Below are 23,876 nucleotides of genomic sequence, written 5' to 3'. Positions count from 1 at the left end.
AGTCTTTCCGTGCCCCGAAACACCCGTCCGACAACGGCGTACTCAGTCACCTTGCGTGAACTCGAGGTACGTCGGGTGACAGACGTGACGCCGGGCATGCGGAGAGTGACGCTCACCGGAGCGCAGCTCGACACCTTCACAAACGCCGACGGCTTTGCCGAGCCCGCCTTCGTCAGCACCGGCTTCGACGACGACCTCCGATTGTTGTTCGCCTATCCTGGCGAAACCGATCCGGTCTTGCCGGTGATAGTCGACGGCACTGTGACTTTCGCAGCGGGACGCCGTCCACTTGCCCGCGCGTACACCGTGCGCCGTTACGATCCGCGAACAAGTGAACTCGACGTCGATTTCGTCGTTCACGGCGGTGGAGTTGCTACCACCTGGGCGCGCGACGCCGGCCCGGGCGACCGAATGCACATCGCGGGTCCCTCTGTATCGCAGGGACTCCCGGAAGATTGCGAGTATCTGCTCGTCGTCGGTGACGAGACGGCGCTACCTGCGATCGCACGTCTGCTCGAGGAATTGCCTGCCGATGCCAGGGGGCATGTGTTCGTCGAAATTGCGGACTCGGCTCACATTCAATCGGTGCGCGAGTTGCCCGGGGTGAGTGTCACGTGGTTGCCACGCGAGGGGGCGGAGCCCGGCACTAATTCTTTGTTGCTCGACGCGGTCAGTGCAGTCGAATGGCCTGACGGACGCGTATTCGCTTGGCTTGCAGGCGAACAGGCGACGATTCGCTCGCTTCGGCGTCATTTGATTCGTGATCGAGGAATTGCGAAGACCGACATCGATTTCACCGGCTACTGGAAACGCAGCGACACAGTGCGCACAGATTCCTGACCCGGCTCCATCGCTCGGTAAGACCGAAGCGCTCGATAACACCGAAAGGCAGAAATGACAGTCCTGCGCACCAGACGATCACGGATCATCGGACTGATCGGGGCCGCGCTCGCCGCAGCGCTCCTTGTGTCCGGGTGCTCGGCCTCGGCCGAAGACTCGAAAACGGCGTCCACTCCCGGTTCGGAGGGGAACGCCCTTCCCGCTGCGGAAGGAACGACTACTTACCCGCTGACCCTGGAATCGCCATACGGTACAAGTATTCTCGAGAAGCGCCCGGAGCGGGTTGCCGCAATCGTCCCCAATGCCGTCGACACGGAAATGCTCCTCGCGCTCGGCGTCAAACCCGTTCTCTCCTCGTCGATGGTCAAGGAGTCGGCTTCGCAGTCGTACTTGCTGCCTTACGGCGCAGAGGATCTCGACACCTTCGAGTTCGCGATGGGCGGCACACTTCCCGTCGAAGCGATCGCCGCGAGCGAACCTGACCTCATCGTCGCCGTCGGCTGGGCCGACGGCCTGGGTGGTTTGTCGATGGGCGATTACTACGAACGTTTGTCCTCCATCGCACCGGTGGTGACGAGCCCCGACACGAAGTCGCGGATGCTCGTGCCGTGGAAGGAATCGATCCGCGTACTCGGCGAGACACTCGACCTCTCGAAGGCAGCCGAAAAGATCGTGACCGACCATGATCAATACTTTGCGAAGGTGCGTCAGGAGAACCCTGAACTCACTGGCTTGACTGCAACCTGGGCGATCTTCTACGGAACCGGCAACGGGTTGCAGTACCTTTCAGCTCCCGGCTCGGCGCCGGCAACTTTCTTGGGTGAGCTCGGTTTTGCCGAGAATCCGCGTGCACAGGAGTTCGTCACCCAAAGCACTGTCGGCGAGGAACTTCTCGAGAACATCGATGCGGACTTCCTGCTGATCGGCCGCAGTGCCGCCGGAAGCGAGGAGGATTTCGACAAGCTGACCGGCGGGAAGCTCTTCCAAGCGCTGGGAGCGGTGTCCTCCGGTCGTTGGGTCGCTCTGCCTCCTCGCACCGCCGACGGTGGCGACGTTCTGTGGGCAATCACCAGCGGTGGCCCGATCGGAACGATGTGGGCGGCTGAACATATCGTGCCGCTCATCAGCGCGAAGCTGTAGGCGTACAACTGGAGAACGGAAAGCCCTCACCCGTCGCCACACGATTGTGTGGCGACGGGTCGTTCGTACAGCAGGTGTCCCGGGTTTGAGGGTTGCCTATGGGACGAAGAAGGTTGCGAAACCCGGGGTGACAGGTCCGGCGGCAGGCAATATGGCGACGGCAACTTGCCCGGCTCCAGTCTGCAGGGTTGCCTCTCCCGGGGTTCCTTGGTTGTCGCCAGAAAGCCGACCGGTGCCGGAGGCTCCTGTCGAGAGGTTCATCCAGCGCACTTCCGTCGAAAGCATGCAACCCCACCGCTCGTCTTTGGCGCCGGTGATCGTCACCGTGCCAGGTTGTTCGCCGACTACCGCCACACAGTGGACAGGGGGTGCGTCGAAGCTGCCGTTTGGGTTCCCGAACGGCGCCGGGTTGATTTGGAACGGAACGGTGACCGCAGCGGAGGCAACGGCTGCGGGCGCGAGAACCGATACGGCCACTATGGATACGCAGGCAGATAGTCGGCGTACGAGATTCGTCACGGTAACCTCCGGTAATCGAAGACGGTGTGGTGCCCATGCTCTACCCGGAGCGCAATTACCGCAAGGGGATCCAGTTTTCGAGCCAGCGGCGGTTCATGAATCGCTGAGTGCGTGACCGTTTGTAGAATCGTTGTCCTGCAACGCGTATCGGTATACGAAGCCTGTATTGGGCGGTGAACAGCCCAATCGTGCTGGGCTCCACCGAAAGTACTAACTTTCCAGCCATCGGCCAGCCGGCTTGCGGTGTAGCTCGACAAAGCTGGTGTTGTTCGCAAGGCGGGCTGAACGATTTCTCAGGGAAGGCAATGGATATGGATGATGCGCTCGTTCCGCTCGAAGATGCACTCCCGCAGCTGTTCTCGCATCTTTCGCGGTTTCACGCTGGCGTGAGGGGTCTGCGGCGTGGGCAGCCAAGCCGCGTTTGGGGGTCGAGCCTCTAACTGTCGAATGATTGCGACAGCAGTGGATTTCGTTGGATAGAAGTGCGGAGACCAATCCTGTGGTGGTGGCTGCGGGTCTCGAAATCACGTTTCATCTACTAAACAAATGCTTGATCGCTAGAGTGTGTGCGACATCGAAAGCCCGACAAAGTTCGATTTCGAAGGAGTTCGTATGGTTGCACCTCAGGCTTATGTCGTCGATGCGCTCCGCACTCCGGTGGGTAAACGGCACGGCTCGCTCGCAGGAGAGCACCCAGCGGACATGGGGGCCCACGTGATCACATCGATTCTCGACCGCACTCGACTGGACCCGATGGCCGTCGACGATGTGATCTTCGGTTGTGTCGACGCTATCGGGCCGCAATCGGGCAACATTGCCCGCACCGCCTGGCTTTCAGCAGGCCTACCGTTGGACATCCCAGGAACGACAGTCGACAGACAATGCGGATCTTCACAGCAAGCCGTCCACTTCGCAGCGCAAGCGGTCATGAGCGGGACCCAAGATGTGGTGCTTGTCGGCGGTGTGCAGAACATGTCCTCGATTCCTATCTCGGCGGCGATGCGTGCCGGCAACGAGTACGGATTCGACACGCCCTTCAGCAAGTCCCGGGGGTGGGCAGCACGATTCGGCGAGGCCGAAATCTCACAGTTCGTCGGCGCCGACCTGATTGCCAAGAAATGGGGTATCAGCCGTGAAGACATGGAGGAGTGGGCACTGCAATCGCATCAGCGTGCCCGTGCTGCCATCACAGACGGCCGATTCGAGCGTGAGACAGTGTCATTGGGCCAATGCGTCGTTGACGAATGCCCACGAGAGACATCCATGGAGCAGATGGCTGCACTGCCCGCATTGAGGGATGGCTCGTTGCTGACGGCTGCTGTGGCTTCGCAGATCTGTGACGGCGCATCAGCGGCCCTGATTGTCTCCGAGAAGGCGCTCGAGGTTCATGGATTGAAGCCACGTGCGCGCATTCATCATATGAGCGTGCGCGGCGACGATCCGATGCTGCAGCTCTCGGCGCCGATACCCGCGACGAAGTATGCACTGGCGAAATCCGGCATGGCGATCGGCCAGATGGATACCGTAGAAATGAACGAGGCATTCGCTTCGGTAGTTCTGAGCTGGTTGATCGAGACGGGTGCAGATCCCTCCCGGGTCAATCCCAACGGTGGTGGAATCGCATTGGGCCACCCTCTTGGGGCCACTGGCACCAAGTTGTTCGCCACGATGTTGCACGAGTTGGACCGCATTGATGGACGGTACGGACTCCAAACCATGTGTGAGGGTGGCGGGACCGCGAACGTCACCATCATCGAGCGGCTGAGCTGAAATCGCCGACTGCGGTCATCACCTGGGTGCGACGGGACCGGCAATGTATCCACGCGTGTAAGACAAGCGATGTCAGAGGGTGATCGTGCGGGTGGGCTCCCAGATGGCGGGGTCGCGGTGGGTGACGACGAAGACGGTGGCCGCCAATTCCCGCACGGCGCCGGCGATACGGCGCTCGGTGGCCTCGTCGAGGGCCGAGGTGGCTTCGTCGAGAACCAGGACGGGAGCGTCTTTGAGGAAGGCGCGAGCGATCGCCACCCGCTGACGTTCGCCGCCGGAGAGAGCGGCACCCTGGTGTCCGATGTCCTGATGAATGCCGAGCGTCGAGCGGTCGAGAACGGCGCCGAGGGCAGCGCGCCTGGCGGCGTCCTCGATCTCGATTTCGGTAGTGCCCGGTCTCCCCAGTCCGATGTTCTCGCCGAGGGTGCCCGAGAACACGAGTGGGTCCTGCGGCACGTAGCCGATATGTGCCGCCAGAGCGTCGTAGGGCAAGTCGCGCAATGAAACTCCGCCCAGAGTGACGCTGCCTTCGTCCGGGTCGTCGAAGCGCATGAGCAGCCCGAGAAGGGTGCTCTTCCCCGTACCTGAGCGCCCTGCGACGAGAACACGCTCCCCGGCGGGGATCTCCGCGTTGATACCGCGCAGAACCGGAGCGTGGTCCACTCCTACGACCTTGATGCCAGTTCCAACAGGGCGCGCGGCGTCCTGGGACGCGGGCTCGGGTAGTGCGGGAGCCGAAGTCGCGGCCCGATAATCGCGAACCGTTGCACGCAGTTCATTGACTCCGATTCCGGCCAGAGCGAGTTCGTCGAGCGGCGCAGCGGCGCGAGCGGTGAGGATGACGAGCGCGAGAGCGGCTGCGGGATCGTCGAATCCGGTGGCGGCGAGGAAAATCACTGCACCTGCCAGCGGCACAATGGTGGCGATCGCCGAGATGAATGTCGCTGGTGCCGCGGCGAGATTGGTCCGTGCAAGCGCGGCTTCCTGATTCCGCCAGCTTCGCTCGATTCGTTCGACGGAACGTGTGGGACCGGCTGCCGTACGCAGTAATTCGAGGTGGTCGGTGAGCTCGAGTGTCGACTGAGTTGCTGCGAGCTCGGCTTCGTGTCGGCGCTCGTCCGCTCGGCTGAGCGCACGTTGGGCCAGCGTCTGAGCGACGAGCGACACGGCGAGCAGTCCACCGACGAGCAGCATGACACCTGTCCCCGCGACGACCGCGATCCCAGGAAGCAGGAGCAGCGGGATCAGCGGTGCAACCAGGAAGGTCTGAAGTTGGTGCGCGGGAACACTCATCAGCGACGGGATTCCGCGCCCGGCGACGGTGGCGAGCAGTGCCCGGTTGTCGTCGGTGAACCAGGACAGTTTCGCACGGGCGAAGGCATCGCCGAGAGCGTCGTAGAGATCGCCGACGAGTCGAGCCCCGGTGAAGTAACCGCCCCGCGAGACCAGGACGGTCACGAATAGAGCGATGGTGGCCGTGGCCAGGACGAGAACCGGCGACCGGTGATCAGCGATCGAGAGCGCGAGGGTGGTGTACGCGATCGCTTCGAGGACAGCGACGGACACCCAACCGAGTCCGATGGTGATCAAGCGTCGTCGGGCTGCATTGGCGCTGTTCATTATTCGGCTCCAGTCAGGGCTGCATTGTGCGACGCGGCGTCGTTCACGTTTCGACCGCCGAGGTCGAGTCGATCGTCGGCATCGTCTGCAAGAGCGGGGTCGTGGGTGACGATCACGACCGTCTTTCCTTCGTCGTGCGCGAGGTACCGTAATTCTTTCAGCAGTTCTGCCGCTGTCCGATCGTCGAGTGCACTGGTCGGCTCGTCGAGCAGCAGTACTGCTGCGGGCGAGAGGAACACCCGAGCGATCCCGACTCGCTGACGTTCTCCGCCGGAGAGTGAAGCTGCGTGGGCGTCGAGGCTGACGTCGATCTGTGCCCGGCGTAGTGCGGCGGTGTATTCCGCGTCCGTTGCATCGGGGGCGGCCAGCGCGATGTTCTCGCGCACCGTGGCAGGTAACACGTCTGCGCCCTGGGGTGTGAGCAGAACGGACTGTGGCCGCAGGTTCTCGTCGATCGCGGTGATGCTACGACCTGCGTAGCGGACGGTACCCAGTTCCGGGATCTCGAAGCCGGCCAATGCTTTCAGGAGCGTCGACTTGCCCGCTCCACTCGGTCCCGTGATCGCAGTGATCGCGGCTGGGCGGAATGCATGCGTGACGCCGTCGACGACTCTGCGGTCCGCGATCGTGACAGTCAGGTCGACGATCTCCAGGTGGTCGGACGGACTCGCCGCCGGAACGGTGAGTGCTTCACCGGCAGGGAGAGTGGGTTCGTTCAGGGTAGTGGCGAGCCGGACCGCAGCAGAGCGTCCAGCCGCGACGTAGTCGAGGCCGTGCCCGAGTCGCAGGGCCGGTGTCACGATTGCGAGGCTGAAGAGAATGGTGGCGGCCAACGTCGTTGCATCCCAGTGATATCCGACGGCATAGGCGATCGCGAACGTCGCCGTCGCCTGCATGAGGGCAACGGCGACGGCCGCAGGGGTAGCCACGAGTCGAACGCGCTCCTGCATTCCCCGGGTGAACCGTGCTGTCGATTCTGCATAGTCGGTGGCAGCGCCGGTCTGCGCGCCGTAGATCCGGCAGACGCGGATGCCGCGGGCATAGTCGTCCACGGCAGTCACGATGTCGCCCATGACATCTGCACTTTCGGCGCTGTGCCGAGCGGCCATTCGGGGGATCACGACCAGGTAGAACAGAGCTGCCACGATGCCGGGAGCCAGAGCGAGAAGCGCCACGGGGCCGGCTGAGGCAACCAACGCCGCGATCGTGACCGCGGGGACCACGATGAGTGTGGCGAACTCGGCCGGTAGGTGCGCAGTCATATGGTGCAGCGCCGAGATGTCGTCCGAAACGAGCCTCCTCAGCGCGTCTCCGCTGTAGCGGGACAGCGTGCTTGCCGGTAGGCGAACGAGGTGGGCTGCGAGTTGGCGGCGAACCCTTGCCTCGAAAAGCGATTCCGCGTGGTGCGAGAGCCACGACGATGTGGCAGCGAGCGCGACGCCCACGAGCCATAGCGCACATGCCCACCCGGCCCAGCTCATCGACGGTTCACCGATGAGTTGCACGACGCACCAGAGCGCCCCGAGCATCGCGACCCCCGACGCTGCGGCCGCGACGACCCCGGCAGCCAATGCAGGCAGCGCCGGGCGCAAGGCCGGGACCAGCGACGGTTCGACGAGAGGGCGGGGCATGGATAACTCCTTGAATCAGCTTCAGGGTGCAGGCACGACAAATGACCGAGACCTAAGGTTAGGGGTCGATGGCTCCATGTGGTTATCGCCGTACGCCGATTTCTTACACTTGCCCAGCATCCGTCGGTGTCAGGATGCGGCCGAGATGGAACTCATGACGTCTTCCCACACGCCCATGACTGCGGGTTCGGTTGGACCCGTTTGGGTGAAGACTGCCACGCATTTGCGGCGGAAGTCGTACATCTCGATCGAGCTGGTCAGGCCGTGAACGCCGTGGGTGAGGGTCAGCCAGCACTCCGAGACACCATTCAGGTCGATCATCGTCCGGCAGGTGTCGGACGCCAAAGTCAGCGTCCCCCCGAACATGGCTGCGGCGTCGAGGTCACCACGGTGGATCTGCAGGCATCCGTTCCCGGCGACGACGGTCGTGACGGGCAGTTGGTAGTAGGACAGGTGCTCCATCCCGGCAGCCATGAGGTGAGGATCGACTCGCCGGTAACCGAGGGCGCCCAGAGCGACCAGGCCGCTACGACGTTCGCTGCCGCCGTCCGCGAGGATGAAGTCGAGCTGTGTCAGCTGATCGGCCTGGGCCCAGAATGCGGGCGTATTCGACGTCTGGATGGGAGGGCTTGTTTCCCTCGCAGTGCTCGGCGCAGTTCGCATCGCTTCGAAGGCGAGACGATCCGAGGCCGGGGTCAAATACGTGGTGTGTGAACTTGATCCGTGGATGTCGAACATGCGGAGCGTCGGCGGTAGGTGCTGCTCTGCTTCCGTGGTCACCACCGAGCCGAGGGAGGCAACGTTCAAACGCAGAGAGACGAGCCCGGGCGCGCAGACCAACGGATCGCCGGGAACTGTCGGAACGGAGTACTTGCCCGAGTCGTTGACAGCCACCGGGCCTGCGACGGTGATTGCTACCGTGTCGTCCAAGAGCGGCAACATTTTGCCGACTACGTCAGGTGCGGTGTCGATCAGTCCACCACGGAACCCCGGACGCGCAAGCAGTGCGTCCAGGTCCGACATGCGTGCCAAAGCTGCGCAACGACATTCGCCACGGTGCGGGCACATCTCAGTAGACATCCCTTAGGTACCGCTTCGATCGTTTGAGGTTGTTGACGTAATCCTCGGCGGCGTCCGCATCCAACCCACCGTGCTCGGCGACGACCTCGTGCAATGCGTCGTCGACGTCCTTTGCCATCCGAGTGGCGTCGCCGCAGACGTACACGTGCGCACCGTTTTCGAGCCAGTCGAACAAGTCTCGGCCCTGCTCGCGCATACGAGTCTGGACGTAGATCTTCTCGGACTGATCGCGCGAGAAGGCCAGATCGAGGCGAGTCAGGACACCGTCACGGGTCAGCCCGTTCAACTCGTCCTCGTAGATGAAGTCGCTCGACTGATGCTGATCGCCGAAGAAGAGCCAATTCTGCCCCGACGCGTTGCGCGCGCGACGCTCGTGCAGGAAAGCGCGGAAGGGTGCGATGCCGGTTCCGGGGCCGATCATCACGACGGGAACAGCGTCATCGGCGGGTAGGCGGAACGAATTGTTCTTGGAGACAAAAACTCCGACCCGATCGCCCTCTCCGACGCGGTCCGCCAGGTACGTCGAGCAGACGCCGCCGCGGTCCCGCTCGCCCGAGCGGTAGCGCACACTCGCTACCGTCAGATGGACGGTGCCGTCGTGGGCCAGCGGGCTGGAGGAGATCGAATAGACCCGATGTTGCAGCGGGCGAAGAAGTGTAAGCAGATCCTCGGGATTCAGGCGAATGCTGTTGTCCAACTGGAGGAGATCGAGAACGTCCTTGCCCCACAGCCACGCATCGAGCGCTTCCCGATCTTCCGTGTCGAGAATATGCTGCAGTTCGGCGTCGCCGCTGCGTCGGGCGATGTCTTCGATCAAATCGCGCGAGGGAATGGAGATCTCGTAGTCGCTGGTCAACACCTGGTCCAACAGTGCGGACGAGCCGTCTTTCGCGGTAACCACGTAATCGCCGCTGACACCGAGCTGATGGATGATCGCCTCGACGAGGGCGGGGTCGTTGATCGGGCGGATGCCCAATCCATCTCCGGCCTCGTAGTCCAGACCGTCCTCGCCGAGCGCAAAGGTGAAGTGGCGGACTTCCTTGGCTGAGTCCTCGCCGGACAACAGCCGGTTGGCGAGGACGGTTGCAGGATAGGGGTTCTTGCGAGTCCACTGGGACTTGGTCTTCGTCTGAGCGGGCGCAACCGGCGAGGCAGCGGCCCCCGCATCACCGTCGACACCGGCCACCGCAGCGACGGCCCGAACGATCCACTCGGCCGCCGGATCCTCGTAGTCGACGTCGCAATCGGTGCGGTCGACAACCCGGGTCCCGCCGAGCGCTTCGAAGCGGGCGTCGATGTTCTTTCCCGACTGGCAGTACCCGTCGTAGCTGGTGTCACCGAGTGCGAGTACTCCGAAGTAGAGACCCTCCAGCCGGGGCGCACTCTCGGATTCGACTGCATCCCAGAACAGCTGCGCGTTGTCGGGCATCTCGCCCTCGCCGTAGGTGGAGGTGATGACGAGCACCCGGCGCATGGCGGAAAGTGCATTGATATCCACGGTGTCCAGACCCGCGACAAGTGGTTCGAGACCGTGGGCACGAGCAGCTGCGGCTACGTCTTCAGCCAAGGACTCCGCGTTGCCGGTCTGACTTCCGTAAAGGATGTGCACGGCTGCGCCGGCAGCTCTCTCCACTGTCGCTGTTGCAGTACCGGTTTGACCGGACATGACAGTTCGCGAGTGTAGACCGGCCAGGAATCCGGAAAGCCACGCGCGCTGGTCGCCGGTGAACGGTGCGTATTCGGGGATGTACGGGATTTCCATGATTTGAAGCTCACCTACTTTCGGGGGAGGAGGTCAGGACACCAGGTCGGGGATCGTGCGCGAAGCGAACAGTTCGTCGAAGTTCGGCAGTGATCCGAGCTTGTCCCGATTCTTGTTGTCTTGAAACAGAATCCACCCGTACGTCGCCGGGCTGTCCATGGCCAACACGTTGCGTAGGCTCAGCGCCTGCTTGTAGTCGTCGACCCGCTTGGCTGCAATCAGCGCAGCCAACTGTTCGTCGTCGTAGTCGGCCAGAATCTCTTTCGAGTACTTGACCAAGTGCTGGACGAGGGCGAAGTCCTCGGTCAGCACCAGGTTTCGGGCCGCTTTCTGCACTGCTGGATCGTCGGGTCCGGATGCACCCGGCGTGCGGGCGGTGGCGAGTTGTTGCGCGAAGTGAAGCACGGTGTACTCACTGAGCAGCGCATACATCGTCGCCGTATCGGTCTCGCCGTAGGCAGGGACTGCTCCGTTCAGTGCGGGGCGCCCGTCGCGCACTGCGAGTTTGAAGGTGCGGACCTGACGTGCTGCGATGGCGGACGCCAATTCTTCGAGGAGCTCTTTGTGCGACTTCGCAGCCAGGATTGCATCACTGTCCTGGTAGAGCATCAGTGCCTTGGGCATCGCGTAGACGAACGAGTGCTGTTCGACTTCCCAGTTCTCGAGCAGTCGGGTGCCGAGCGCGGATCCCGTTGCCTCCACATGCAGTTCGAGCAGGAGTTGTACTGCGTGGTTGTGGACGGCGGCAAGAGGGTCGGTCGCAGCGGTGATCGAACCCAGCAGTACGGAATCGGTACTTGCTCGCAGTGCCAATTCGCCACGAGGGTCGTACTGGTAGAAGAAGCCACCACTCATGCCGTTGCCGACACCCTTGCCGAACTCGCCGAGATTCACGACAGCACCGTTAGTCATGTACTCGCCGGCGAAGTCTCCGACACCTTCGACGACAGCACTGGCGCCGGAGTTGCGAACTGCGAAGCGATCGCCTGCTTCACCTTCGACGAACACTCGTCCACCGGTGGCGCCGAAGAGCGCGAAGTTGCCGATCAACACGTTTCCACCGGCGTCACTGGAGCCGCCGCCTGGGCTGCGCACGGCAATCACGCCGCCGCTCATGCTCTTTCCTACGCCGTCGTTACATGTCCCGGTGTGTTCCAGGTGCATGCCGTCGTTGCAGAATGCGCCGAACGACAGGCCCGCAGATCCGGTCGTCAGGACGCGCACGCTGCCCGGCGCCAGGTAGCGTCGCCCACGCTCGTCGGTCAGTACTCCCGGAGCGAGAAGGCCGGCCGCTCCGTAGTTGAGTTCGCGTTCGAGGTCGATCGCCAACTGACCACCGACGCTCTTGTTCCGGTTACCCAGGTGCAGTGCACCTTCGGCGAATTCAGGTCCGGACACGGCGACCGAGGCCTCGCCACGGTTGAAGAACACCGTACGAACCTCGTCCATGATCTTCTCGTCGAGCGCGTACTCACGTTCGAGGTACACAGGATTGTCGATGGTGATGTCCGGGGCGGACTCGAACATCGCGTCCAGCTTCAGATTGCCGACAATAGACGGGTGATCGAGCAGATGCAGGAGATCCGTTCGACCCCGCGCTTCCTGAAGGGACCGCATTCCCAGATTCGCGAGCAGTTCCCGAGTTTCGTGAGCGATGTTGAGAAGGTACTGCGCCATCGCGCGGGGATCGCCGTCGAACAGTTCCGGGTTGGTGGTCAGACCGGCGGGGCACTTGATGTTGCAGTTCTTGGCCATGACGCAGCCCATCATCATCAGCGCCGACGTACCGAATTCGAAGCTGTCTGCGCCGAGTAGGGCGGAAGTGATGATGTCGCTGCCGGTCTGATGCGCGCCCGAGCATCGCAGAACGACTTTCTGGCGAAGGCCGTTGGCACACAGAGCTTGATGGACCTCCGCGATACCGACCTCGGCCGCACGACCCGCGTATTTGAGGCTGGTCACCGAAGCTGCGCCGGTGCCACCGGTATTTCCGGCGACGTTGATGACGTCGGCGCCGGCCTTGGCGACACCGACGGCGATGGTGCCGATTCCTTCCGAGGACACCAACTTCACGATCACCCGAATGCGAGCTGCCTTGCAGTCGTGGATGAGCTGAGCGAGGTCCTCGATGGAGTACGTGTCGTGGTGAGGCGGCGGCGAAACCAGTTCGACCCCGGGCGTTCCGCCGCGGGCGGCAGCGATGTCGACGGTGACCTTGGCGGCCGGAAGCTGCCCGCCCTCACCGGGTTTTGCGCCTTGGCCGAGTTTGATCTCGATCTCTTCGAGCATCGGATCGGCGAGGTAGCCCGCCCAGATTCCGAAGCGTCCGGATGCAAACTGCTTGATGCGCGATGCACGAATCGTGTCGTAGCGCGAAAGGTGTTCGCCGCCTTCGCCGCTGTTGGACATCGCACCGACCATGTTCGTGCCGTGCGCGACGGCTTCGTGCGCCGGAGCGTTCAGTGCGCCATGGCTCATGGCACCCGACGCCAACTTCGGGGTGATGTCGCTTGCACTCTGTACCTCGGAGAGAGGTACACCTGCCGGTGCGACCCTCAGCTTGGACAGGAACTCTGCCGCAATACCGGTTGCATTCAGCACCAGATCCGGGTCGGTGGCCTCGATGGTGACGTCGTCGGCAAAAGCGACGGAAAGAGCATCGCCGAGTGCTACCACCCGAGCGGTGTCGTCGGCCAGTGGACCGTCCAGGCTAAGTGTGTACCGGCCGTCCGCGGCAGATTCACACCGGATTCCACGCATCACGATCGTCTTATTGCCGCGCACCGAGAATCGGCTGATCTGGTCGGTGAACTCGGCTGTCGTCACCGCAAATGTGACATCACCGGGCACGGAGATGACATCGCGCAACGCGGCGGGACGACGCGATCGTTCCGCAGCCATGACAGTGGAAAAGTCCCGGTACCCGGCGGTGATGTCGAAGTCGTCGATCTGCTCGGTGGTCAACCGGTCGAAGCTCGTCGCTCGGTATGCCCCGGCGTCGAGGCGGAAGGCGTCGTCGAGCCGTCCGAGCGGCAGTAGACGTAGAGCCTCGAATTGTTCTGTTCCGGAGGGACTGTCGAACGCGATCTTCTCTTCGGTGAGTTCGACGTACTTACGGACCGCGGTGGTACCGAACGAATGCCCTGCGCCGTCTGCACGCTCCTTGAACAGGCCGAGCAGTGGCAGATCCTTCTCGCCCCCGACTGCGCTCGCACGCTCGTGCCACTGCTTCGAGGTCACCGCGACGGTGTCGAAACCGACGCCACCCACCGGTGACTTCATGTTGGGGAACCACTGGCGCAGAACAGGGTCGGACGTATCGAGGAAGTTGGGTTCGAAAAATTCTCCGCCGATGTAGCTTTCGACGGTGCACAGACCGACGCGTCCCATCGTCTTCATCAGGGACTTCTCGGCGGCCTTCGCGAAGCGTCGGAACGCGGCATCCGGGTCAGCGGCGAACTTCTCCTCGGCTCGCAACTGAACGGACAGCGGGTAGACGGCGGAAGCGCCGAAACCGAGTGCGGCCGCAACGTGGTGTGAGGACTCGATCTGGCCGCTCTCCACGATGAGAGAGACGCGCAATCGCAGGCCCGCGTCGATGAGGCGTTGGTTCAATGCTCCGACGACCATGATCGCGGGAAGTGTTGCGCGCTCGTGAGATACGTGGCGGTCGGTCAGGACTGCGATTCCGCCCTGTTCGGCCGCGAAGGCTACAACAGCGTTGCCGAGCGCGGTCATCGCGTCGACCATTGCCTGCGCGTCACCCTCGGCGGGGTAGAGCATTTCGAAGCGGCGGTGCGGAGTGTGGTTCTGTTCGCGGATCTTGAGCATGTCCAGGTGCCCGAGGATCGGCGAGGCGATGACGATCTGCTTGCCCTGTCCGGGGGACATCTTCGCACCCAATGCAACCCTGAGAGTCATACCGTCCGCTTCCCGGATGCTGTCGAGGGGAGGGTTGGTGACCTGGGCGAATCGCTGCGAAAAGTAACGAGCCACGCCGCCTTCGCGGTCGCTGAATGCGTTGATGGCGTTGCCGTAACCCATGGCGGAGACCTTTTCGGCTCCGTGTGTGAGCATCGGATCCATCAGGAATTTGAAACTTTCCTGATCCAGGGAGTACGCCATGTAGCGCTGATGAACCTCGAAGGTGCCGTTGTAGCGGGTCGGGGAGCTGACTTTCTCCGCTGGCACGGCGGGAATGTCTTCGATCGGGATTCGCGATTGCTCCAGCAACGACTGGTAGTCGCGCTGAGCGGCAATCTTTTCCAGAGCTTCGCGGGCAGTGTAGGTATGGCGGTCTCGATGATCGAAGTACAACATTCCGCCGGCCTCGACGCGGCCACGGTGAATCACCGTCTCGGGTGCGAACGCGATCTGTCCGGCTTCGGAGAATGCGCACACGTAGTCGTGTGTCTCGATCGTGCGTAGTGGACGCAGACCGAGGCGATCCAGGCGCGCACCGATGATGGTGCCGTCGCCGAACACCAGCGCTGCCGGTCCGTCGTTCTTCTCCTCGTACAGCGAGAAGTACTCGAACATCGCACGCACTGCGGGGGAGAGGGTGGTGTCGTTTTCCCAGGCAGGCGGCATCATCGAGACCACAGCCGTCACCAGGTCGACACTGTCCTCGATGACGCGTGCTTCCAGGGTCTGATCGAGTCGGCAACTGTCGGACTGGCCGGGCGGACGGACGATCGCACGTCGTTTTGCACTGGCGACAGCAGCTTCGGAGAGCCGATTCTTCTTGTCCGTGTTCAGTTCTCCGTTGTGAGCCATGAACCGGAACGGCTGCGCCATCGTGGGATGCGGGTCCGTGTTGGTCGAGAACCGCGTATGGAAGTACATCGTGTGCACGGCGTGATCGGGGTCGACCAGGTCGCGGAAGTACGGGATCACTTCGTCGGAGTTCAAGCGACCCTTGAGAACCTGAGTTCGCGCGCTGAGCGAGAGTGGGTACAACCCGCGTAGTGCAGGGGTGTTGTACGCGATTGCCTCGATGGCGAGCAGAGCTTCGTGCACGAGGCGATCGACTACCGCAGGCTCGGGGCGAGGAGTGGGCACCTCGAAAATCCACTGCCTGACCGGAAGTTGATGCGCGATCGCGGCCGGCCGAATCGCCGAGTTGTCGACCGGGACGTCGCGCACTGCGAGAGTGGTGAAACCGCGATCGAGAAGTTCACGTTCGACCAGGGCGGCAGCGCGAGCGTGCTGGGCGTCGTCGTCCGGAAGGAAGAAGTTGCCGACGCAGAAGCGTCCGGCGCGAAGGTCGGAGCGCCCGGTTACCTTGCGGAAGAACCGGAGGGAGAGGTCCACCGAGACGCCGCCGCCGTCGCCGACGCCCTCGGAGGACATACCGCCGCGGTGCGGTACCGAGCAGAGTGCTTCTCGCCCCTTGATCAGGACATCGTGGGTCTGCACGCCGTCCTTGCGCGTGATGAACCCGACCCCGCAACTGCTCTTGTCATCTGAGGGGTCGTACAAACCGACGATGGACGTGCTCACTGCAGCAACCTTCTCCCTGTCCTGGTTGCCCGGAGATTGTTCGACCGGGCAGATACGACGGCATGTATTCCGTCAGGGCAGGGCGTCGCTGCTTCGATGAAGCGGCACCCGAATGGGATCAGACTACTGAGTAGAGGCTTACCTTAGTCAAGTCTACTTGGTGTGACTTGGATCTGAGCAGGTCAGAGGGTTGCTTTGTAGGCAAGTGCGTAGGCGATCTTGCCCGGCTTGTCGTCTGTGTACGGCTTGGACAGCTTTGCGAACTCGCCCTTGGACTCGGCTTTGCCGTCGTTCCAGGCCGACAGGACGCCAAGATCGGTGGCAGTGAATCCGCTGTCGACGACGGCATCGCCCGTCAACGCTGTCTGTGCTTGGGTCACCGACTTCACGGTGCCCAGGTAGCTGGAGAGATCATCGCGATTCCAGTTGGTGAGGTCGACGGGCGCGGTGTCGCGGACCCAGGCGCCCCAGTAGAACTCCTGGAACGGAATCGTGCCTGCGGCGAATCCGATGTCGCGGGAGAAGTACATCAAGCTGCGGTACTTGTCGTCGGCGAAGTTGGCCAGGCCGACGCTCTTCGGCAGAGCCTGGACCGGTACCTGGTTTCCGTCGACGTCACGCGACCAGACCCACTTGTTCTTCTCCATCTCGGTCCAGAAGGCACCTTCACTCAAGCCGCTGAGGTTGCCGAGAACCCGCAGTCGCACGTGCAGGTCGGGACCGCCGTCGGCCGTCTCGATGAAGGAGGTGAGGGTGTGGTGACCGTCGGTCAGATAGAGATCGCCGCGGGGACCGACGACCACGGTCTTCATGGGCGCGATGCTCTCCGCGGTTTCCTGACCCACCGGGAGCTGGCAGGTGAAGGACGACGGGTCCTTCAGTGTCGACGCCGCAGTAGCGGTCGCGGCCTGGATCTGGCCGTTCGCCTCACACCAGTCGTCGAACTTCTTGTTGATCGTGTCTTTTCCGAGCGTGTATCGCCCGAGCTTGTAGTACACCTCGTCGTAGCCGAGGGACGGTTGTGTCGCGTGAACGTCGCCGATGCGCACGTCCAGGAGATCACCTTCCTTGGCGCACAGGTACTCCGATCCGCCGGCGGAGCCTGAGAACGAACCGGTGGAGATTCCGCCACACGCGAGGGGAGCGGCGACAGCGGGAGTGCTGACCAATGTTCCGGCGCCGAGCAGTGCCAGTGTTGTGAGTGCCGAGATGGCGGAACGACGCATGTGGGGATCTCTCCTGATGATGGGTTCGCACGTGAAGAAGCTTGCGTCACAATCGCTCAGGGTGGTTTCGGACTTACTGACAACAGACGTCCGCGCGGTGGCTACCACGTGAATTCACGTCGTAACCACCGCGCGGTGAGCCGGTTAGTTGATCAGCCCTGCAGTTGATCAGCCTTTGTAGTTGTAGAAGCCCTCGCCGACAGCAACGCCGAGCTTGCCCTCGTCGATGTAGTTCTTCTTGATGTAGTCGGCGAATTCGCGCTGCTTCTCGCCGCCCTGGGAGGAGATGTTGTAGACGGTGGTCAACCCGACGACGTCCATGATCTGGAAGGGGCCGAACGGGGCTCCGGTGCCGATACGCCACGTCTTGTCGACCATGTCGGGATCGGCGATGCCGTCGATCAGCAGGTCGGAGGCCGCGTTGAGGAGCGGGACCAGGAGCGAGTTGAGTACGTAGCCCGCCTTCTCCTTCTTGAGTTCGATCGGCACCATGCCGATGTTCTTCGCGAACTCGACGACCTCGCGGTACACGGCGGGGTCGGTGGACTCGGTGCCCATGACCTCGGCAGTGTTGTTGACCCACACGTGATTTGCGAAGTGCAGTGCGAGGAACTTCTCGGGGCGGCCGGTGAACTCCTTGAGATCGCTCGGCAGCAGCGTCGAGGAGTTGGTAGCGAACACCGTGTGCTCAGGAGCAACCGTGGCAAGCTTCTCGTAGGTGTCGCGCTTGATGGCGATGTCCTCGGGAATTGCCTCGATGACCAGGTCGGCCTTGGCGACGGCTTCGCCTAGATCGTACGAGTACGTAATACGTTGCAGCGCTTCGTCAGCCTTGCCTTCCTTGGCACCCTCGACGTTCTCGGCCTTGTAGGCCGCGGCCAACGAGTCGAACCGAGCCTTGGCCTTTTCGATGACCTCGGCGTTGATGTCGTACGCGACGACGTCGAAGCCGTGATAGGCGGTCTGATAGGCGATCTGTGAGCCGAGAACTCCGGTACCCAGAACGGTGATCTGCTTCAGTTCAGTCATTTTCGATCCTCAATCCTATTCGGTGGGTAGTCCGGCAAGCGTCAATCGGACCTGTGCGGCAACGATGTTCGTGAGTTCGTCAGCCGTGATCCGGTCCAATGCCGCGCGGGCTATTTCGAAGTGCAGCACGTTGGAAATCGTTCGCGCTGCAGTGGTGGTTCGGGTGGTGTGGTTGGGGTGTGCCTCGTGCAAGATTTGCGCAATCCGCGTTTGCAGGCGCTGCGAGAGTTCCAGGCCTTCGGCCCGGAAACACTCGCTGGGCTCACCGAACAACACCTCGCGTTGGTAGATGCCGGTGTTCTCGTCGTTTCGGCGACTTGCGATCAGCAGGGGTGAAACCAGCTCGAGCACACGATCTTCTGTGCCGGTCGACTTGGCTTCACGCTCTTCTCCCAATTCGATCTGCTTGCGGTATTCCGCGTTGTACACCATGAGCAGCAACTCGGCTTTGCTTGCGGCGTAACGAAAGAGAGTGCCGCCGGCTACATCGGCGCGGTCGGCAATTTCTTGAGTTGTGACTGCGCTGTAGCCCTTTTCCGCGAACAGTTCGGCAGCGGCGTCGAAGATGCGTGTCTGCTTCTCGAGTTTGTTGCGTTCGCGACGGCCCAGCTCTTGGTCCGGCTTCGTCATCCCGCTCACCTCGTTCCATTTCGGATCACGCTCATAAATGAGTCTACTCCGAAATATCGGGAGGGTGGAGTCTCCTCCGTCACATCACCGCAGTCCGCTGACCCAACCGGCGAACACGTCTGAGAACACGTCCGCTTCGCACGCATGCGCCGATTCGGGATAGGCGCACTCTGGGTATCCGGCGACGACGGCGGCAAGTTCGACGTTGCAACACTGCGCCAAGAGGCCACGCAGGAGATCCGCAACCGACCAGCCCGCGACGGATACCGCAGGGATTCCCTCTTCGTCGTACACCTTCACCAGATCGGCGTGCCTCCAGGACAATTCCTCGGCCACCAGTGCATCAGGGTTGAAAGACATGGCGCGGTCGAGTGATCCGCGCAGAAGTGAGTGCGGATCGTCCTCGCCGCGAAGCCTGGTCGCGAGGTCCGCCGGCGCCTTCTGCATGACGAACATCCAAGGTTTGCCGTCGGGAAAGACTCCACCGAAGCCTGCCACGTTGAACGGTAAGTGGCTACTGAGAAAATCGGTCTCCACGTCGACGTGTTGATCGTCGCCCAGATGAATGAAGTGGCCGGAGGCAATCTCCTCGCCCATTGCCGGCTCAGCCCATGTGTTGTTCCACAGATCGGTCATCCGACTGCCTTCGGGAAAATCGAGAACCTCGAAGAGAAAACCCATGTCTCTACAACTCCCCGTCGAAGTGGGTGGTTACTCCACCGGTCAGTCGAGAAACCGTCTGCGCCGAGGTCGCGAGGACGACTCGGCTTGTCTCGAAGGTCATCTCGTCGCGTTCGGTGTCCTCCGATTCGGGATCCTCGGCGAGTGAGAAGTCGAGTTCCACCTCTCGATCGGTGCTGGAACAGACCGAGATCATCAGCCCGAGTCGTTCGTCGGTTAACGCCGGAAGCGATTTCTCGGGATGGAAGTCTGCGGCCGCGTGAAAGAAGAACGCCGCCAGCCGTTCGACGAATCCGTCGTCCGTATGTCGGCTGAGATACTGATTGAAGCGGTCGGGGCTGAGCAGTCCGACGTCGAAAACGAGTGTGGGCACGTCGGATTCGAAGACAGTGGCGGGAACCGCATGACTGCGAAGGAAGACTGCGGCGCCGCCGTATCCCGGCAACCTGAACCCATCACGCATCTGGTGTACTCCCGTCGCAGTGGTGTCCTGTCCACGCTAGGCCATTGCTCGGCCGCGTGCTGCCTACTCGAGTAGGCAGCTTGATGGAAGAATCACCGCCTATGACTGCTGTCCTGTACCCGCCCGTCGAACCGTACGAGTCCGGTCTGTTGGAAGTGGCGGATGGTCAGAGTCTGTACTGGGAGACAGTCGGCAATCCTGCGGGCATTCCGGTTCTCTACCTCCACGGCGGTCCCGGTTCGGGATGCACTGTCGGCGCCAGGCGTTTCTTCGATCCCGAAGTCTTTCGCGCAGTTCTGTTCGATCAGCGAGGCTGTGGGCGCAGTCTTCCGCTAGCGAGCAGTCCGGACGTCGATCTGACCGTGAACACCACGGCGCACATTGTGGAAGACATCGAGCGTCTTCGTGAGCATCTCGGTATCGAGCGATGGATCGTCACGGGACTTTCCTGGGGCGTGAGTTTGGGTCTGGTGTACGCGCAGGCGTTTCCCGCGCGGGTGCAAGCGATGGCCCTGGGCGCGATCACCGGCGGGACGAGGGTCGAAATCGAGTGGATCACCCGTGCCATGGGCCGGGTATTTCCGCGTGAATGGGAAGAGTTCGTGGCGCCGTTGCCGGTGGACGAGCGTGACGGAAACCTCCCCGCGGCGTACGCGCGACTGCTTGCCGATCCGGATCCTGTTGTGCGCGAGAATGCCGCGTTGCAGTGGTGCCGTTGGGAAGACGTGCACGTGTCGCTGATGCCGGGGTGGACTCCGAGTGTTCGATACCAGAATCCGGACTTCCGCCGGGTGATGACCAGGCTGGTTACGCATTACTGGGGTAACGACTGCTTCCTGGCGCCGAATCAGATATTGGACGGAATGGACCGTCTCGCTGAGATTCCCGCGATTCTCGTGCACGGACGGTATGACATTTCCGGGCCACTCGACACTGCCTGGGCGATCCACCGGCGTTGGCCGGGTAGTGAGTTGGTGGTACTCGACGGCGCCGGGCATGGCGGCAGCGGATTCAACGAGGCAATCGTGGAAGCGCTGAATTCACTGGCTCATTCGGCCTGATCGAGTGCCCCGGCGCGGGCCGCAGCGAGCGCGCCGGCAGCAGCACGATCGGCAACCGACTGGTCGACGGGTAGATCGGCGACCAGCAGGCGATAGTAGATGGGTGCGGCGACGGCCGCCAGAAGATCAGCGGCCGAGACCTTCTCGGAGATCTCCCCGCGCTCGACTGCTCGGCGAACGACGATGTCTGCCAGTTCGTAACGTGCGGAATAGAACTCGCGCTTGAGTCTCGCGACCTCGGGCGTGCGGACCGCGTCGGAGAACAGTGCAGCCACCAACGCGCCGCCCGACTCGCTGGTCACCAGTGCGACTATCGATCTGGCCATCTCGCGCAGGTCGGATTCGATGGAACCGGTATCCGGGATGGGGACGGTGGTTGCCGATACCTCGCTCGCCGCGTCGGCCACCAACTGGGACAGCGTGCTCCACCGCCGGTAGATCGTGGTCTTGTGGACTCCGGAGCGGGCGGCTATGTCCTCGATAGTCATCGCCGCGAATCCGCGTTCGGACAATTCGGCCGCCGTGGCTGCCAGGACGGCCTCGCGCACCCTGGCACTACGCCCTCCGGGCCGTTGTGGTGTCGAAGTCATGAGCCAACCTTATCGCAACAAGGTGTTGTGTTAGCTGGAGGCACGTGGTTCACTGAGCTAATGCAACTGATCGTTGCATTAGAGATAAATTGAGGGGTGTTTTCCCATGTCATACGAATTTCCTGTCGATCACCGAGGCCTCTTCGAAGAGCGCACAGGACAGTTTCTGAGCTTCGGGCTCCCCGTCTCGGATCTCGAGGAACTGCGCGCGTCCATCCACTCGACCTGGGCCGATGCGCCGGGTGGTTGGTCGTACGAGTGGTCGGCGTTGGCAGCAAAGTACTCCGCGGCCGGCAATCATTCACTCGCGGCGATGATCTACGGAATCGCCAAGTTCCCCGTCCTGGCCAACGATTCGCGGCGTCGGGCCCTGCAGAATCAGGTGGACGAATACGTCAAGGCAGCACCGGGATTCGGGCTCGAGTTCGAGCGTCGAATCCTGTCCCTGCCCTACCGAAACGGCGAGATCGAGCTACCGGTACACATTCTCTCCGTGGACGGAAGGTACGAGGATGCACCCGCCCTGTTGCTCAGCGGCGGCGTCGACGGCTGGAAGATGGACATGCATCCGTTGGTCAGTGCGTTCGCGAAGAACGCCGGAGTGACTGTTGTTGCCTTCGACCAGCCGGGAACTGGTGAATCACCGGTTCCTCTCGACGCTTTCGGTGACGAGGTGATCGACGGACTGGTGGCGACGGCTCGCGCCCTCGGCAATGGCCAGGTGGCACACCTGGGAGTCTCCTTCGGTGGCAACTTCGCCGTGCGGTCGGGGTTGACCGGCGCCGTCGATGCGGTGATCAACATCGGCGCCCCGGTCAAGGGCGCGTTCGAGACCGCGAACGCGGAGCGCCTGGTCTACGGCATGGGTGACATCGTCGGAAACGCACTGGGTTTCGATGCGCCGGCAACCAAAGATGCACTGGTACAAGGTCTCCGTGCTTTCGATCGCAGTGCCTTGATGACCGCAGACGACGGCCGGACCCCGATGCTTGTGGTCAACGGGGCCCACGACGTTCACATTCCGCTCTCGGACACCACTCTCTTCGAGGAGCGCCCGAACACTCAGGTACACGTCATCCCGGATGCGGGGCACTGCGCAGTGACCAAGCTGCCCGAGTTGACGCCGATGATGATCGACTGGCTACGAGATGCCCTGTCAGGAACCGCTCCACGAACCGGTCGATGATCCGCCGCCGAAGCTGGCAAAACGATACGTCGCAAGAACGGCTTTGTGATCGGTCGGCCACGGCGTCGGCGAAGCGATGAAGTTGTCCTGGGAGTTCTCTTCCACTCTTTGGTTGTGCACGATCGTCTTTCGGGGTCCGATGATTCCTACAGATCCCAACTTCAGGTCGGAAGCGCGATCGGCGAAGATGTAGTCGATCCGATCGCGTTCGTCTGCCTCGGGTGCCCAGGTGAGCTGTGAGGTGTCGACGTCGGGATTGTCGGACGGCCAGGTGAAGCCCGGGTGTGTGGCCGGGTTCGGGTACTTACTGCGGTAAGCGTCGACGAATCCGGCTTGGTCGAGCAGGCGGGTGGATTCCCAAGGAACGACTACACCGTTGTGGTCGAACAGATTTCGCGTGCCGTCGGTCCAATCCAGGGCCGATGGTTCGTTGAAATCGCCACCGAGGATGACGGATCTGCCCTTGGCCCGTTCTTTTGCCGCATCGTCGACGAACGTCGAAATTGCCTTGGGTCGTCCCGAATTTATGTTCACGCGCTGAACCGTCTCGGGGTCCGTGACCGGACCGGACGGCATCTTGTTCCAGCCGAACTCGGAGAACTCTCCGGGCTTGGGAACACCCGCGCCGTATCCGCGCGGTAGATACGTCGCGTAGGACGTGTAGGCCAGATGTGCCGAGTAGGCGGCGATTTGTTTGCCGTCGACCGTCACGACTGCCTTGATCATCGAGTTCAGGTCGGCTGTTTCCTCGATCGGAAACTTGGAGAGAATCCCCACGTCGGAGGACGCTGCTCCGTAGAAGGTGGTTCCTGATTTGGTCAGCATGTCCGCCAATGCAGTTGTCGCAGTGCCGGCTTCCGACAGGAGAACTATCGACGCCTGTGTCGAGATGATCATGTCGGCGATCAGCTGCAGGCCACCGTTGATCTTGGTTCCGCCGTGCCAGGTGTTGAGGGAGAGCACTTTGATCTCCTGCGCGGGGCTCGCCCCCGCGACGGAGGTATTGGCACCCAATGTAAATGCGCTCGCGGTGACTGTGCCCGCGGCTACCGCCATCGCCTTGACCATCTGGCGGCGCGTCAATCCATTCATCAAATCCCGGCTCTCGTTGTCGTGTGCTCGAACCCCCGGAAGATGATTACCATC

18 protein-coding genes are annotated in these 23,876 nt (G+C 62.3%); 5 read left to right on the top strand and 13 right to left on the bottom strand.

Annotated features, from left to right (window positions below; genetic code table 11):
- Positions 1 to 9 precede the first annotated feature (9 nt).
- Positions 10 to 840: a siderophore-interacting protein gene (locus P0M12_RS10415; protein WP_042451620.1), complete on the top strand. Its 831-nt coding sequence runs from the start codon at positions 10 to 12 to the stop codon at positions 838 to 840.
- Positions 841 to 894: 54 nt separating this feature from the next.
- A complete protein-coding gene (locus P0M12_RS10410; RefSeq protein ID WP_277377666.1) occupies positions 895 to 1,980 on the top strand; it encodes an ABC transporter substrate-binding protein in 1,086 nt (361 codons plus the stop codon).
- Positions 1,981 to 2,076: 96 nt separating this feature from the next.
- On the opposite strand, the gene P0M12_RS10405 is transcribed toward P0M12_RS10410, so the two are convergent.
- Complete coding sequence (locus P0M12_RS10405; RefSeq protein WP_003943006.1) at positions 2,077 to 2,457, bottom strand: hypothetical protein; 381 nt, start codon at positions 2,455 to 2,457, stop codon at positions 2,077 to 2,079.
- 654 nt (positions 2,458 to 3,111) lie between these two features.
- Here P0M12_RS10405 and P0M12_RS10400 point away from each other — a divergent pair.
- The gene (locus P0M12_RS10400; protein ID WP_030536178.1) at positions 3,112 to 4,269 is read left to right on the top strand and encodes an acetyl-CoA C-acetyltransferase; all 1,158 of its coding nucleotides are present in this window, start codon (positions 3,112 to 3,114) and stop codon (positions 4,267 to 4,269) included.
- A gap of 72 nt (positions 4,270 to 4,341) precedes the next feature.
- Here the strand turns inward: P0M12_RS10400 and P0M12_RS10395 are convergent, their stop codons facing one another.
- From P0M12_RS10395 to P0M12_RS10350, 10 genes are all read right to left on the bottom strand, one after another.
- A complete protein-coding gene (locus P0M12_RS10395; protein ID WP_277377664.1) occupies positions 4,342 to 5,889 on the bottom strand; it encodes an ABC transporter ATP-binding protein in 1,548 nt (515 codons plus the stop codon).
- Positions 5,889 to 7,520, bottom strand: coding sequence for an ABC transporter ATP-binding protein (locus P0M12_RS10390; protein WP_277377663.1), 1,632 nt, complete (start codon positions 7,518 to 7,520; stop codon positions 5,889 to 5,891). Before P0M12_RS10390 ends, P0M12_RS10395 begins: the two co-directional genes overlap by 1 nt.
- A gap of 129 nt (positions 7,521 to 7,649) precedes the next feature.
- Positions 7,650 to 8,543, bottom strand: coding sequence for a hypothetical protein (locus P0M12_RS10385; protein ID WP_277377662.1), 894 nt, complete (start codon positions 8,541 to 8,543; stop codon positions 7,650 to 7,652).
- Between the two features lie 46 nt (positions 8,544 to 8,589).
- On the bottom strand, positions 8,590 to 10,362 hold the full coding sequence (locus P0M12_RS10380) for a sulfite reductase subunit alpha (RefSeq protein WP_277377661.1): 1,773 nt from the start codon (positions 10,360 to 10,362) through the stop codon (positions 8,590 to 8,592).
- A gap of 33 nt (positions 10,363 to 10,395) precedes the next feature.
- A complete protein-coding gene (locus P0M12_RS10375; protein ID WP_277377660.1) occupies positions 10,396 to 15,864 on the bottom strand; it encodes a glutamate synthase-related protein in 5,469 nt (1,822 codons plus the stop codon).
- 182 nt (positions 15,865 to 16,046) lie between these two features.
- Positions 16,047 to 17,090, bottom strand: coding sequence for a ParB/Srx family N-terminal domain-containing protein (locus P0M12_RS10370; RefSeq protein ID WP_064687904.1), 1,044 nt, complete (start codon positions 17,088 to 17,090; stop codon positions 16,047 to 16,049).
- A 168-nt stretch (positions 17,091 to 17,258) separates the two neighbouring features.
- On the bottom strand, positions 17,259 to 18,119 hold the full coding sequence (locus P0M12_RS10365; RefSeq protein ID WP_030536170.1) for a 3-hydroxyacyl-CoA dehydrogenase: 861 nt from the start codon (positions 18,117 to 18,119) through the stop codon (positions 17,259 to 17,261).
- A 15-nt stretch (positions 18,120 to 18,134) separates the two neighbouring features.
- Positions 18,135 to 18,749, bottom strand: a complete 615-nt coding sequence (locus P0M12_RS10360; protein WP_030536169.1) for a TetR/AcrR family transcriptional regulator — start codon at positions 18,747 to 18,749, stop codon at positions 18,135 to 18,137.
- An 84-nt stretch (positions 18,750 to 18,833) separates the two neighbouring features.
- Complete coding sequence (locus P0M12_RS10355; RefSeq protein WP_003943061.1) at positions 18,834 to 19,430, bottom strand: hypothetical protein; 597 nt, start codon at positions 19,428 to 19,430, stop codon at positions 18,834 to 18,836.
- Between the two features lie 4 nt (positions 19,431 to 19,434).
- Positions 19,435 to 19,893: a hypothetical protein gene (locus P0M12_RS10350; RefSeq protein ID WP_277377658.1), complete on the bottom strand. Its 459-nt coding sequence runs from the start codon at positions 19,891 to 19,893 to the stop codon at positions 19,435 to 19,437.
- 101 nt (positions 19,894 to 19,994) lie between these two features.
- Here P0M12_RS10350 and pip point away from each other — a divergent pair, with 101 nt between their 5' ends.
- Entirely contained in the window at positions 19,995 to 20,954 is a 960-nt protein-coding gene (pip, locus tag P0M12_RS10345) for a prolyl aminopeptidase (RefSeq protein ID WP_007730337.1), read from the top strand.
- Here pip and P0M12_RS10340 read toward each other — a convergent pair.
- Entirely contained in the window at positions 20,942 to 21,544 is a 603-nt protein-coding gene (locus P0M12_RS10340; RefSeq protein WP_277377657.1) for a TetR/AcrR family transcriptional regulator, read from the bottom strand. The two genes, pip and P0M12_RS10340, sit on opposite strands and share 13 nt — an antisense overlap.
- A gap of 106 nt (positions 21,545 to 21,650) precedes the next feature.
- Between P0M12_RS10340 and P0M12_RS10335 the strand changes: the two genes are divergently transcribed.
- Positions 21,651 to 22,730, top strand: coding sequence for an alpha/beta fold hydrolase (locus tag P0M12_RS10335; protein WP_277377656.1), 1,080 nt, complete (start codon positions 21,651 to 21,653; stop codon positions 22,728 to 22,730).
- Here P0M12_RS10335 and P0M12_RS10330 read toward each other — a convergent pair.
- Positions 22,701 to 23,822, bottom strand: coding sequence for an endonuclease/exonuclease/phosphatase family protein (locus P0M12_RS10330; RefSeq protein WP_064075055.1), 1,122 nt, complete (start codon positions 23,820 to 23,822; stop codon positions 22,701 to 22,703). The genes P0M12_RS10335 and P0M12_RS10330 overlap by 30 nt on opposite strands.
- Positions 23,823 to 23,876 lie beyond the last annotated feature (54 nt).

It is taken from the genome of Rhodococcus sp. RCBS9, assembly GCF_029457415.1.
GTDB lineage: Bacteria > Actinomycetota > Actinomycetes > Mycobacteriales > Mycobacteriaceae > Rhodococcus_F > Rhodococcus_F qingshengii.
Note: the sequence above shows the minus strand (reverse complement) of the source record. Positions and strands in the feature narration are given on the sequence as shown.